15 protein-coding genes are annotated in these 13838 nt (G+C 37.6%); 11 read left to right on the top strand and 4 right to left on the bottom strand.

The genetic code is table 11. From position 1 onward, the window contains the following. Window positions 1-82 precede the first annotated feature (82 nt). Window positions 83-1819, top strand: a complete 1737-nt coding sequence (gene abc-f / locus ACJ004_RS05395; RefSeq protein ID WP_410891610.1) for a ribosomal protection-like ABC-F family protein — start codon at window positions 83-85, stop codon at window positions 1817-1819. Window positions 1820-1890: 71 nt separating this feature from the next. On the opposite strand, the gene ACJ004_RS05390 is transcribed toward abc-f, so the two are convergent. Continuing rightward, entirely contained in the window at window positions 1891-2931 is a 1041-nt protein-coding gene (locus tag ACJ004_RS05390) for an NAD-dependent epimerase/dehydratase family protein (RefSeq protein ID WP_410891608.1), read from the bottom strand. 193 nt (window positions 2932-3124) lie between these two features. Between ACJ004_RS05390 and mtnA the strand changes: the two genes are divergently transcribed. From mtnA to ACJ004_RS05350, 8 genes are all read left to right on the top strand, one after another. Next, on the top strand, window positions 3125-4174 hold the full coding sequence (gene mtnA, locus ACJ004_RS05385) for an S-methyl-5-thioribose-1-phosphate isomerase (protein WP_410891606.1): 1050 nt from the start codon (window positions 3125-3127) through the stop codon (window positions 4172-4174). Window positions 4175-4330: 156 nt separating this feature from the next. Beyond that, window positions 4331-4867, top strand: a complete 537-nt coding sequence (locus ACJ004_RS05380; RefSeq protein ID WP_410891604.1) for a redoxin domain-containing protein — start codon at window positions 4331-4333, stop codon at window positions 4865-4867. 138 nt (window positions 4868-5005) lie between these two features. After that, entirely contained in the window at window positions 5006-5137 is a 132-nt protein-coding gene (locus ACJ004_RS05375) for an FbpB family small basic protein (RefSeq protein ID WP_007087036.1), read from the top strand. A gap of 66 nt (window positions 5138-5203) precedes the next feature. After that, complete coding sequence (locus ACJ004_RS05370) at window positions 5204-5344, top strand: acid-soluble spore protein N (RefSeq protein WP_410891602.1); 141 nt, start codon at window positions 5204-5206, stop codon at window positions 5342-5344. 131 nt (window positions 5345-5475) lie between these two features. Then, window positions 5476-5706 (top strand): small acid-soluble spore protein Tlp, encoded by a 231-nt coding sequence (gene tlp / locus ACJ004_RS05365; RefSeq protein WP_410891600.1) that lies wholly within the window; start codon window positions 5476-5478, stop codon window positions 5704-5706. A gap of 103 nt (window positions 5707-5809) precedes the next feature. Then, on the top strand, window positions 5810-8134 hold the full coding sequence (locus ACJ004_RS05360; RefSeq protein ID WP_410891598.1) for an AAA family ATPase: 2325 nt from the start codon (window positions 5810-5812) through the stop codon (window positions 8132-8134). 27 nt (window positions 8135-8161) lie between these two features. Further along, complete coding sequence (locus tag ACJ004_RS05355; protein ID WP_410891597.1) at window positions 8162-8590, top strand: acyl-CoA thioesterase; 429 nt, start codon at window positions 8162-8164, stop codon at window positions 8588-8590. A 55-nt stretch (window positions 8591-8645) separates the two neighbouring features. Continuing rightward, window positions 8646-8963: a hypothetical protein gene (locus ACJ004_RS05350; protein WP_410891596.1), complete on the top strand. Its 318-nt coding sequence runs from the start codon at window positions 8646-8648 to the stop codon at window positions 8961-8963. A 26-nt stretch (window positions 8964-8989) separates the two neighbouring features. Here ACJ004_RS05350 and ACJ004_RS05345 read toward each other — a convergent pair whose 3' ends face one another. The 3 genes from ACJ004_RS05345 to plsY form a co-directional block, all read right to left on the bottom strand. After that, window positions 8990-9781, bottom strand: a complete 792-nt coding sequence (locus ACJ004_RS05345) for a CPBP family intramembrane glutamic endopeptidase (protein WP_410891595.1) — start codon at window positions 9779-9781, stop codon at window positions 8990-8992. Between the two features lie 50 nt (window positions 9782-9831). Beyond that, complete coding sequence (locus ACJ004_RS05340) at window positions 9832-10986, bottom strand: CapA family protein (protein ID WP_410891594.1); 1155 nt, start codon at window positions 10984-10986, stop codon at window positions 9832-9834. Window positions 10987-11113: 127 nt separating this feature from the next. Further along, window positions 11114-11713: a glycerol-3-phosphate 1-O-acyltransferase PlsY gene (gene plsY / locus ACJ004_RS05335; protein WP_410891593.1), complete on the bottom strand. Its 600-nt coding sequence runs from the start codon at window positions 11711-11713 to the stop codon at window positions 11114-11116. Between the two features lie 303 nt (window positions 11714-12016). Between plsY and ACJ004_RS05330 the strand changes: the two genes are divergently transcribed. Both ACJ004_RS05330 and ACJ004_RS05325 read left to right on the top strand, forming a co-directional pair. Further along, complete coding sequence (locus ACJ004_RS05330; RefSeq protein WP_410891591.1) at window positions 12017-13306, top strand: diguanylate cyclase; 1290 nt, start codon at window positions 12017-12019, stop codon at window positions 13304-13306. A 22-nt stretch (window positions 13307-13328) separates the two neighbouring features. Beyond that, window positions 13329-13802 (top strand): hypothetical protein, encoded by a 474-nt coding sequence (locus tag ACJ004_RS05325; RefSeq protein WP_410891589.1) that lies wholly within the window; start codon window positions 13329-13331, stop codon window positions 13800-13802. Window positions 13803-13838 lie beyond the last annotated feature (36 nt).

Raw genomic sequence — 13838 nt, 5'->3', positions numbered from 1 at the left:
ACAGGTCTATTTGTTGTGTCATTAAAACGATATAGCTATGACATAAATCTCTCTTCAGGTTCAAGTGAAGGGAGTTTTTTTTATGCATACAAATCAAATGACCGTTTTAAAAGCAATCGGTTTAGAAAAAAGTTTTCAATTAAGGAAGGTATTGGATAATATCCATTTCGATATAAAGAGCGGGGAACGAATTGGACTTGTCGGTTATAACGGAACAGGGAAAACCACATTGGCCAATATCCTATTCGGAAAAATAACACCTGATAAAGGCATCATTGAAAAATCAGGTAATTTAACAATCGGCTATCTCTCCCAATCCATTGATTACCAAGTAAGTGACTTCCAGCAGTCGTTATCAGTAACTGGAGATAATCATTTGCTCGAGCATGCTAGCTCATTAGGCCTTACAAAGGTTTATAACTGGGAAGAAGATCGTTTAGGCCATTTAAGCGGCGGGGAAAAGTTAAAACTGGCATTAGCCATGGTTTGGGCTTCAAAACCTGACTTCTTAATTCTTGATGAACCGACAAACCATTTAGATTACAAAGGGATTGAGTGGCTGGTTTCAGAATTAAAGAAGTTCCAGGGCCCAGTTTTAATCATTTCGCATGATCGTCATTTCTTAGATCAAACGGTTACTCGAGTTTTTGAATTAGAAAATAGCATGATTCATTTTTACAATGGAAACTACAGTGACTATCGTAAAGAGAAACAACAGAGAGTTGAAAATATGAGGCACCAATACAGTGTTCAACAGCAAAAAATAAAAGAAGTGGAAACACAAATTACCCAATTAAAATCGTGGTCCGAAAAAGCCCATCGAGAATCTACAAAAAAGGGGAAAGGACCAAGCAAAAGACAAAATGGGATTAAGGAATATCATCGGGTAAAGGCTAAAAAAACAGACAATCAAGTGAAGTCAAAAATGAAACGACTGCAAAATGAATTAGAGAAAAATAAGCTGGAAAAACCTTTAGATGAAGTTCACATAAGGTTTGAGTTTGACTCAGCAGGGAAGAGAGGCAAACGAATTATCGAAGCTAGGAATTTAACGAAAACCTACGCCGATAGAACGCTTTTTCAAAATTCCAGCTTCTACATTAATCACGGAGAACGAATCGGTCTTTTTGGTGAAAATGGCTGCGGCAAAACGACACTAATAAGAATGATATTAGATCAAGAAAGCCATTCTAATGGGGATTTGTGGAGAAGCGACTCGATCAAAATCGCCTATTTAAGTCAAGATGTGGACGATTTACCTTCCGAAAAAACGGCTATTGAGGCACTGGGATTCACTGATCGAGAGAATGATTTAAAAGCAAGAACCCTTCTTGCTAATTTAGGCCTAAAGGAAGCGTTTCTTACAAAACCAATTCGGACGTTGAGTTTAGGGGAACGAACGCGAGTTAAGCTCGTCGAGATGTTAATGAAGGAATATGATGTTCTCATCCTGGATGAACCAACCAACCATCTTGATTTGCCTAGCAGAGAGCAGCTTGAAAATACGTTAGCAGAGTTTACCGGTACGATTATTACCGTTTCCCATGACTATTACTTTCTAAATAAACTTTGTGACCGGCTGCTTGTATATGAAAACCAGCAAATAAAACGGCTTGAGATGCAACCTGAAGAGTATTTAAATCAAGATGTAAATAAGAACAGGGAGGATACCTTAAAAGAAACATTATTACTAATCGAAAACAAGATTGCGTCGATTTTAGGTGAGTTATCCTTCATGGATCAAAAGGACCCAAGATATTCCGAGTTAGACAAAGAATTTAATGACCTTCTTAAAGAAAAACGAACACTTAAGGGCTAATACATTTAGTACGGGAATTGGTTGAAAAATAAACTGTCCTCAATATTCGCTATTGAGGACAGTTTAGCAACTCACTTTTCAATTTTTAATAAATCTAATAGCTCTTTCTCTTTGTCCGCATGCATTCCTGCTTTCCACTCATCCTCAGTCAACTGGCGAGTCTTCTCCCATTCATAAATATCAGTGATACTTTCTTTAAGCGGCCGAAATGACAGTCCACTTTCAATAGCTTTATCCACATTGATGGAAAATGCACCTTTCCATGGCTCACTAGACTCAGGTGATAACGGAGAATTCTCAGGAATCCATAGCGGCATTTCCGTCCATGGGGCAACTTTTTGATCTAGAAGAAATTTTTCCTCCGCCCAGACCACTTCGGCATTTGAATTAGTCACTTTTACACATGTATCGACAAACTCTTTTATGGTTAATGGATAATCAGGACCCGTCGCATTAAAGGTTCCAGAGGAATTTTTCTCTTCCATATCAAGGATCCAATTAGCAAGGTCTTTATTGTCAATAACCTGAACTCGGCGATTAGGATTTCCGGGCACCAAAACTTTTCCACCTTTTGCGATTCGATTGACCCAATAGGGGACACGGTCCGTATAATCATTGGGACCCATTAATTGACCGGCCCGTACATTTAACACGCGCCCTGGCATATTTTCCTCAGCGATTTGCTCACATAATCCCTTAAAATGTCCGTAATAATTATAGATCGGGCCGTCAGCATCAATAGAGAGTTTATTGGCTTCCTCAAGTGACATTTTCAATACAGGATAATTTTCATCCAAATTCTCCTCAACCCAGTCTTGATACACAGAAATACTAGAGATGAATGTATAATGGTTAACTCGGTCCTTTAATAAATTAGTTGTGTTCTGGACTGTATAAGGGATGAACCCGCTTGTATCCAAAACAGCGTCCCAGTTACGGTTTTGAAGCGCTTTCAAATCTCCAAATCGATTTCCATATAGAATTTCAATATCCTTCATTCCTGGACTTTGAATTCCTCGATTAAAAATAGTCACTTCATGATTTCTTTTTAAAGCCTCTTCGACAAATGTTCTTCCTAAAAAGCGACTTCCGCCTAAAACAAGAATCTTCAAACGATCCCCCTCCATTCATGCTTCTATTTTAACAAATTTTCTCACAATTTAGTTAATTTCTAGAGTGAGAATTAAAAAAAATGAAAGTATTGCATCTGCCTTGGATATTGTTAAAATTACATTTGATGAAGTTGAAAGAATGATACTAAAACTTAAATAATGGTTTACTTAAAAGTTGAAGGGATGTTTTTACTTGGAAAACACATACTTACAATCTGTTTCATATGAAAACGGTGTTCTAAAAATACTTGATCAAACCAAAATCCCGAACATAACAGACTTTCTTGAAACCACAAAAATTGAAGATGCTTGGGACGCCATAAAGCAGTTAAAAGTTCGCGGAGCACCCTCGATTGGAATTGCAGCAGCATACGGCTTGGTGCTTGGAATTAAGGATGCCCCAGAAAATTCTTTTGAGGATTTTTATGCACATGTAATAAAACAATCCGATTATTTAGCAACATCACGCCCTACCGCAGTCAACTTGTTTTGGGCATTGAAACGAATGAAGGAACGCGCACTTAAGGAGAAAGATTTACCGGTGTATCTAATCAAAGAAGCACTTGAAAATGAGGCGCATAACATTCGCAATGAGGATGAAGAAGTATGCCGGACCATCGGAGAACAAGCATTGAACCTATTGAAGGATGGGATGGGAATTCTAACTCATTGCAATGCGGGTGGGATTGCTACGGCAAGATATGGAACAGCCCTAGCTCCACTTTATTTGGCCAAAGAAAAGGGCTGGGATATCAAAGTCTTTGCTGATGAAACAAGACCGCTCTTGCAAGGAGCCCGATTAACCGCTTGGGAACTGATGCAAGCTGGAATAGATGTCACCCTCATTACGGATAATATGGCAGCCATGGTCATGCAAAAAGGCTGGGTTCAAGCTGTGATTGTCGGATGCGATCGTGTCGCAGCAAATGGCGACGTTGCCAACAAAATAGGGACCTATGGAGTAGCATTATTAGCAAAAGCCCATAATATTCCATTTTACGTAGCAGCCCCGATCTCCACGATTGATTTAGATACAAAGACTGGGACTGATATCCCCATTGAGGAAAGAGACGCGGCAGAAATTACAGAGGGCTTTGGAAAAAGAACAGCTCCAGAAGGTGTGAAAGTGTTTAACCCTGCGTTTGATGTCACACCAAATGAGCTTGTTACCGCAATCATCACTGAAAAGGGTATAATAAAAGGGAATTACCAAGAAGAACTAGTAAAACTCTATCAAGCCTAGAAATGGAAAGCAGACTGCTACTCAGAATTGAAAAATCATCTTTAACCCTTTTGTTTATGCAAATTGTCACAGTTTCGGCATAACCGTGTTTGGTTTTACCTAAGATTATAGTGTAAAATCGATATAGCAAATTAAGAAGTAAAGGAGGATTCGGGAATGATAAAAAAAGTAATTGCTGCCGTACTACTAGTTTCCTTACTTACAGTTGCAATTGTTCAAGCTATGGATAAGAAACCAGAAACTCCCGAAACGTCAAGTCAAAACACAGCCAGTAAAGAAGGTCTCGCTGTTGGAGCAAAAGCCCCTGATTTTGAATTAAAAACCCTTACCGGTGAAAAGATAAAACTGTCTAATTTAAAAGGAAAAAAAGTAATGCTTAATTTTTGGGCAACCTGGTGTCCCCCATGTAAGGCAGAAATGCCGGCAATGGAGCAATTTTCAAAACAGATGCCAAAGGATATTGTTATTTTAGCGGTTAACATTGATCCACAATTAGATGTCCAAGGTTTTGTAGATAAGAATAAAATTACCTTTCCAATCCTACTTGATGCCGAGGATACAGTAAACGAAACTTATCAAGTACTTTCTATTCCTACTACTTATTTTATTGATAGCAAAGGGATCATTCAGAATAAATATATCGGGGAAATGAAGCTTGATGATATGAAAGATTTTACAAACAAACTAAAATAGACAAAGACATTGGATCATTCCAATGTCTTTTTTTTCATGCGCTTTTGCTTTTCTTTAAAATTTTCAAAAAGTTGTAATAATTGCAACCGTTCCCGGGCATAATAACTGTTAGAATAGGAAATAAGGACGGTGATACCGATGAGAAAACCTAGAAAACGCTCTTTTGCAGAGCTAGTTTCTGAAAATAAATCGCAACTTTTAAAAGACCGTGCTGCGATGGAAAAAATTGAACAGCGCCTAGAAGAAAAACGTCTCGGTAAAGCAGAGTAAACGAAATGTTTTCCATAAATGATTTCCTCCTTGATGGACAAAATGTTAATAAGGAGGGATCATCACATGGGTAAAAAATATCAAACGAAACGTTTTCAACCAGACCACGTCGGGACCCAGCCACGAGGATTTAGTGGGAATAAGGGTAAAAAAATGAATGATACATCAGGCGAGCATGCACAAGTAATGCAAACAAAAGGTGAATAGAAATGGATGATCAAGACTCAATAGGCGAAAAGCCTGTGAGTCTTTTTTGTCTTCAAAAAATTTTTCTAGTTTAAATTTTGAAGTCCGTAACAAACTATATTTGTACCAATTACACCATAGGAGGAAATACAATGGCCTATAATACCAAACCGAACCCAGATGACCGCAGTGATAACGTAGAAAAGCTTCAAGCAATGATTCAAAATACTGAAAATAATATTGAAGCAGCTGAGGAATCAATCGCATTAACAGACAGCGAACAACAACGCCAGCAAATTGAGGCGAAGAACGAACGCCGTCGAGAAAGCATTGATTCTTTCCGTTCAGAAATTAAGGATGAAGCAAATAACCAACAAAGCTAAAATCATGTGTAGACCTGTTCATTTTGGACAGGTCTTTTATTTAGGTATGGAGACACGGTTATGGTAAGATAGAAAGGAAATTTTGAAGAAGAAGTGATAATCCTTGAGACAACTTGTCAACAAGCACATAAATAATGATGAGAAACTAAAGCAATGGGAACAGGAATTACATCAAAACGGAACTATTTCCAATGAGAGTGCATTAATTTCTGCTTTGACTGATGAATCCAATCCTGTCACCTTATCAAAACTGCTAACCGTGGCTGCTCTTTCTCGATTAGGACGAAACAAACAAGATAAAATGGCAGTGGTATGGCTGGAAAGAGCTCTTCATTTATACCCAAATAATCAAGCAGCTAAAGAATATATGATGGAATCTGATTGGAAAAAGATGAAGGGGTTACTCTTACCGCTTACGTTTCCTTCCATGAGAGAAACAGATAATCGAACAGCAAAAAAGAAAACAGCGGAACAATACATAGAAGTATGTCAAAACTTTTTAAATAATGCAGATGAAATTCAAACTGATTTAGCAGCGAAAAGAGACCTGTCAGTCACGATGAGTAAGCAGGATATTTTTCAAAAGTATAATCACCTTTATGAGTTGTTCTCATCTGCAATTGACGAAACCGGAAGACTGTTAAAGGCAGTAGAGGAGTATGACCAATCGATTACAGGTGTTTTCCATACATCCACCTATTATGATGATTTAAAAGTGCATTTATCTAATTTAGAGGAAATCAAAGAGACGTGGCAAAAGTTATTTTATGAAGAGGAAGGTCAAGCTGTTACCGAGCGAATCAATGCTTTAGATCAACTTAACGAAATGATTGGGATGGAGTTTGTCAAAAAACGGGTCAATGACTTTTACCGGTTTCTCAAGTACCAAAAACAGCGGAAGGATTTAGGCTTTCAAATTAAGGACGATCTGAGCCTGAATATGATTTTAACTGGAAATCCTGGGACTGGAAAAACAACCCTTGCCCGGTTACTAGCGAAAATTTATCATGAATTAGGTGTTCTGCCCCGAGAAGAAGTTATCGAGACGGATCGCTCCCAACTTGTCGGCTCGTTTGTGGGTCAGACAGAAGAAAACGTCCGCAAAATTGTTGAACGCTCGATCGGGGGTGTGCTATTTATTGATGAAGCTTATAGTTTGAAGCGCGAAGGACAAACCGGAAATGATTATGGTCAGACAGCAATTGATACGTTAGTTTCACTGATGACCGGTAATGAGTATGGGGGGAAATTTGCGGTGATTATGGCAGGCTATCCCGAAGAAATGCGTACCTTTTTAGATGCTAATCCCGGTTTACGCAGTCGCTTTCCTCAGTCCAATCTCATTCATTTGCCTAATTATTCAAATGAAGAGTTAATAAGTATTGCTGATCAAATAGCGGCAGATAATGATTATTTCCTAAGTGACGATGCTAAAATCGAAATTAATCATCGTCTCGACCGTGAACGGGTAGATGATACATTTGGAAATGCAAGAACTGTCCGTAATATCGTGATCGACGCCATTTTCAAGAAGGGCTCCAATAAGGAAGTCACGGAAGAAAATATCCTTGAATATATGTTACTGAATAAAGAAGATTTCCTTATCGACAAAGAGGAAAGTAAAGAATCCCCTTATGAAAAATTAGACCGGCTAATTGGTTTGGAAGCATTAAAGGTGGAGATGCGGTCACTTGTCTCATTTGTTAAAATGCAGCAATACCGGATGAAAAAAGGTCTGTCGCCAGTGCCGATTCAATTACATGCTGTATTCACTGGAAACCCTGGAACAGGAAAAACAACCGTAGCTAAGATTTATGCGGAGCTTTTGAAGGAATGTGGCATTTTAAAAAGAGGTCACCTCATTGTCGCAAGCAGAGCCGATTTTGTGGCCGGATATGTAGGTCAAACAGCAGGAAAAACGAAAAAAAAGATTAGAGAAGCACTTGGAGGCGTCTTATTTATTGATGAAGCCTATTCACTTTTCAGTTCAACCTCAGGGGATTTTGGGAAAGAAGTAATCGATACGCTTGTCGATGAAATGACGAAGCATAATGAGAATTTGGTGGTAGTTCTGGCTGGGTACCCAGATGAAATGGACTTGTTATTAGAAAGCAATCCAGGTCTTCGCTCAAGATTTAAGAAATTTTTCTTATTTCCTGACTATTCATCCGAAGAACTGTTTGAAATCATGGGAGTCTATGCTGAAAGTTTTCAATACCGATTATCAGATGATGCTAAACTGATGTTATTAAGTAAAATGAATGACGAATCCTTTAAAGGGAATGGTCGTTTTGCAACAAACATGGTCGATGAAATGATACAAGCACAGGCCTCAAGGTTAATGGAAGCGGAAGAAGATGAAGACCTTTTTGAAAAGTCTCTGCTCCTAGAAGTAGAGGATGTACTAAAAGCCATTAGTAAAATGTAAATTTATTACCTGAGAGGGTGGAGGCCAGTGGAAAACTTTTTTATTTCGACGAGAGAAATTCAGCTTTATTATGCTGATACAGATATGATGGGTGTCATTTACCATGCTAATTATCTTAAGTTTTTTGAACTTGGCAGAACTGGTTTTATTGAGGATCTTGGCTATAGTTATCTTGCCATGGAAGAGTCAGGTTATTTTGCGCCCGTTTATGACGTTCAAGTGACTTACAAAAAACCATTGCGCTATGGTGATAGAGGTTTTGTAAGAACATGGGTGGAATTAAATGATGGAATCAAAACAGTTTATGGCTATAAGGTTGTAAATGGCGATGATGAGGTATGTGCTGAAGGGAAGACAACCCACATTATCGTGAAAAAGGAGAATTTTAGACCGACATCATTCAAAAAAGCCTTCCCTGAATGGTTTTTAAAATATGAAGAAATAAAGAAAAAATAGTGATTTTCCAAACACATGTTTAGGTAATAATTCTGTCGAAATGAGGTGACTAAAAGTGGCTTTTGGAATCAAACGACAGGAAGTCATCGAGTGGAAGAGAAAAATTGACCATGGAGAGTTAGCTTTCTTAACCCATTACTGGCTGGATGACCGCTTTCCAGGATGCAATACGGTAACAAAGGTTGGCTGTAATAACCTTGAAAAATTAGCTGCCTGGGGACAAAAGCATGGATTAAAAAAAGAATGGATTCATGTTCGTAAGGATGGCTATTCACATTATGATTTACTTGGAGAGCGTCAAAGAGAAATTTTACATAAAGAAGAATTGTTAGAACATATTTGGAAAAATAAAAAAAGCACGCTTGAAGAGTAGCCATCTTTAAGTGTGCTTTTTTAATCCTACACAGGGAGGGGCATTGACCCGTTCATAAATAATAGGGTTGTTACCAAGGTATGAACAATCATCGCAGGAAATATACTTCTTGATTCAACCGTCAAAAATCCTAAAACTAATCCTAGAAAAATATAAGTTATACATATAACAGATGAAAAGCCAAACATCGTTGTATTAATACCGAAAGCGATACTTGTTACAATAATCCCTATCGGTTGATTAGTAATCATTATCAGTTTTGCAAGGAGCATCCCACGCCACACAACCTCTTCAAGCAACGCATTTATCATAGAGAACAGCAAAATCAATAGGAATAGACGCCACTGTATTTCTTCTTTTTGGAATAAAAATGTGCTAATCAAAGCTATTAAAGCAAGGAGGCCACAAATAAGGAGAAATCTCTTAAAGGAAAAAACAATCCTAAAAGGGAGGTGAATGTCCATAGTGAAAATTGGTTGGTGAAAATAGGGAATACTCTCCTGATTAAACTGCTTGATCACATAGCCCATCATCAAGATCGGTACCAACCATAATAATTGGCTCAACATGATAAGCGAGAAGGCCGACAGATGAAAACCTTCTATAAAGTGATCCATATAACCAAGCAGGAGATTTCCAAGAAAGAAGGAAATAATCATCCAAGCAAAGAGGCGCTCCGCTTCTTTCAAAAAAAGCATTAATAGTAATAACGTAATTAAAACCACAAAAAAAGGGGAATAAAATCCTCTAGTAAAAAGAAACAACATAATTAATAAATACCCAGATAACCAAATACCTTTTTGATTTATCCGTTCCATCCCACATTCTCCTGTCATCTTACCTTAATTGTTAGTAAAAAGGCCCCGTATCAACGGAGCCATTGCAGCATATGATTTTGAATTTCTTTATATTTTCCTTTTGCATTACGAAGACCAAATGATCCAGCCTTTTCTAATGGAATCACACGGAAGGTATGATTGTGTTTACTAGAGATATAAGTTGGATAAAAATTCGGGTTTGATAATGAAATCGTGTTTCCTTTATCAGAAACATGTTTTGTTATATCAATGGTAGCTAACCCGCCAATGTCTTTATAATCATTATGTTGTGAAGATATAAAATTTCCTAAAGAATAGATCACAAACGTTTTTCTACCATCAGTTGTTTTAATCCATTCCATGGGTTGAAGTACATGAGGGTGGGAACCAAAGATAAGGTCGACACCTTCATTTGCGAGAAATTGGGCCAGATCCTTTTGTTCTTTGGTAGGAATTCGTTTGTACTCATTCCCCCAATGAATACTCATGACAATGACATCGGCTTCTTTTTTGGCACGATGAATCTCTTCACGCATGGTTTCACGATTAATTAGGTTAACCAGAAAATCTTTACCGTTTGGAACCGGGATTCCATTTGTTCCGTAGGTATAGGAGAGAAAAGCAATCTTTATCCCATTTTTATTTAAAATTCGCAAATTTTGGCGATCCTTTTCGTTAAGGAAGCTTCCGACGTGTGGTAAACCAATACTCTCTAAATAATGGGCTTCCGACTTAATCCCTTTTTCGCCTTTATCTAACGTATGATTATTGGCTGTGGAGACTATATCAACACCTGTATGGACAAGAGCATCCGCCACCTCGTATGGACTATTGAACCGCGGATAACTAGAAATACCGAGTTTTGTTCCGCCAATCGTACTTTCTTGATTAGCCGTTAAAATGTCTGGTTTCTCTAATAATGGTTTCACGTTCTTAAACATTGGGTCAAATTCATAGGTAGCACCATTAAAGGCATCTTGATACACATTGTCATGAATAAGGATATCCCCGATCGCTCCAATGGTTATTTTTTCTGTCATCTCCCGATTGATCATCAATGATGAACGAGTTTGATGATTTTTCATCTTGTAAACTTTCTGATCATCCTCTTGAGAATTTTGCCATTGCTGGATTAATAGGAAGGAAGCTAAAGCAATACAAACAATAATAATTACTACGGAAGGTATAATCGCTTGCCTTTTCATGGATTCTCCTTAATTTTAGACTGATAATTATACTATATTATATTTTTGTATAATTATAAAACTATTCCTTGTCTAAAACCATTAAAGTCAAAAAAATAAGAACCGAAATAATCGGTTCTTTTTGTTCCTACAACCATTTGATTTTCGGTTCTGTTTTATTAATAATTCGCTTAATGTTTGCTCGATGCCGGTAGATAACAAACGTAGCCATTAGAAGTACGACGATGAGTAACGGGATGTCCCATTCACGAATCATTCCAGAAACAATCGCAAACATCACTGCTGTAATTCCTGCGATCATCGAAGATAAGGAAACATATTTTGATATGTATAAACTAATAAAAAAGAAAATTAATACGGTAATAAACATAAACGGCGCATAAAACAATACAACACCACCTGATGTGGCAACCGCTTTCCCCCCGCGAAACCCGGCGAAGATTGGATAGGTATGCCCAATCACCGCAAAAATACCCGCTAATAATGGATTCATATCCACTTGGAAGAGATGAGGCAAGGCAGCAGCTAAGGTCCCTTTCAGGATGTCTGCAAGGGTAACGGCTAATCCCGCTTTTACGCCCAAAGTCCTAAATGTATTGGTACCTCCTAGATTTCCACTCCCATGTTCACGGATGTCTGTTTTATAAAAAACCTTTCCGATAATTAAACCAGATGGGATCGAACCAAGTACATATGCCAGAATTAATACTAAAATAATTTGAACCATTAACAAATTCTCCTTCTACAAAAAGATCCGGTCCTTCTATTTTACCATGTAATCTAGAAAAAGCACTATCATTCCTTTACACATGTCTCTGCTTTTTTGATTCTGTCAAAAGTAAGGACAAATAGAGTCAAATTTATTACAAAAATATGGAGAATTTTCAAACCATTTGTTAATCCGTTGAAAGCAATGTATGGAGTCAATATAATTTAGATAAAATCATATAAAAGCAATAGTAACCGGCCTAGAAAACATGTGGATGGTCGGTTTTATCATATCATTCTGAAAGAAATGAGGTGATTCCAAATGGCGACGAATCTTCAGCAATACCTAAATTTCCAATCCCAAGATGTGAAAATTTTATATGTTGAAGAGGAAAAGTTTACAAGAGAAAAGCTTTTGCGCGTTCTAAATCGTCGGTTTGCCAATGTTTATGGGGCAATCGACGGTGTAGTTGGATTTGATCTATACCAACGTTATCAACCGGAGATTATTATCTGTGATCTCAAAATGAACCAAGTGAGCGGGATAGAAATGATCAACAAAATCCGCGCATTAAACGACCAAGTTCAAGTGATTGTAACAACAACTTTTGATCATTATGAATACATGATTCAGTCCATCGCTAATCATGTGACCCATTTTATTTTAAAACCCATCGACTTAAATCAGCTATTCCAATCCATTCAAAAATCAGTCTATCAAGTGCACCTTGAAAAAGAGTTTTCCAAACAAAAGAAGTTAACAAGGGCCCTATTGGACTTTCAGGACCACCTTATCTTTGTTATTGAAAACGATGAAATAATTGAATTCAATCAAGCCTTTAGTCACTTTACTGGAATTAGTAAGGCCCAGACACATCTACATAAGTGTCAATACCTTTCTAATTATTTTGTTGAAGATGCTAATTATTTTTATCCCATCGACAAAAGCAAATGGTTTGAGGAAATGAAAGAAACGGGGGAAGCCTCTTTACATGTACACTGGAAAGACACCAATAGCAGAGATGTTATTTTTCTTCTAAAGACCGAGGCCATACCGAGTTCGAACCAGTATATATGTGTATGTAAGGATATCACTCAATCAGAGGATGAGCGCAGGCAGAACAGACCATTAGTCCTGATGGATTCTTTAACGCACAGTATAAACCAATTGGAAATAAATGCGATCTTGGAAGTAGAAATGAGACGTGCCGAACGATTAAACCAGCCTTTTTCGATGATATTAATGGATATTGATTTCTTTAAAAGTGTGAATGAACGGTTTGGACCACTGGCAGGCGATAAAGTCCTTTCTACCATTTCTATTATTGTGCAGCAACGGATTCGAGAATCTGATATTTTTGCCCGCTGGGGAGGAGAAGAATTCATACTACTCACCCCTGGAACTGATGGAGCTGGGGCACAGGAATTAGCCGAATCTATCCGTTCGATTATCGAAGAGTTTCATTTTCAAAATATCGGTAAGATCACTTGCAGCTTTGGGATCTCACAGTTTTCTAAGGGGAAAGAGAAAGGGAAATTGATTCTAGAGGCAAATCAAGCACTCACTCATTCTAAAAACACTAGGAGAAACTGTGTAACGATTTACAACTAAGCGAGTTAAGAAGGTGGTTAGAGTGCTTTTGTGGTTTATTTTCTTAACCTTTGTTATTGGAGCTTTCATTTATATCGTTTTCAAATATATTAATAAGGACCATTTGCTTGTGAAACAGCTAAAAGAAAGTGAAAAGAACTATCAAAACTTAGCCCAAAGATACGAACTATTAGAAAGCAAAAGTCTAAATTTAGAAAAACAAATTCAGGAAGAAACAGCCAAATACGGCGAGAAGGGTAGTGGCTTAATCGAGCATTTAAGTCATGCAGAGATCGATGAAATGGCGACCAAGATTGAGGAATCCTTGAGCCAGTCGTTAAATTGTTTGTCTATATTAATTCAAGATGTAAAAGAAGCACATGAGTTCAGGGAAATCGATGATCAATATATTGACAGCTTTACCCTGGATAGTATGCTGCAGATTAAGCAAATGTCGCGGTCGATGAATGATTTTCGGAAGATATATAAACCAAACGAAGAGAAAATCTTTTCCTAAAGAAGTAAATCGATGTCTTTCATTAGCCGCTCTTAC

It is taken from the genome of Neobacillus sp. 204, from assembly GCF_046562815.1.
Lineage (GTDB): Bacteria > Bacillota > Bacilli > Bacillales > Cytobacillaceae > Neobacillus.
This window is presented reverse-complemented; position numbering and strand designations above follow the sequence as displayed.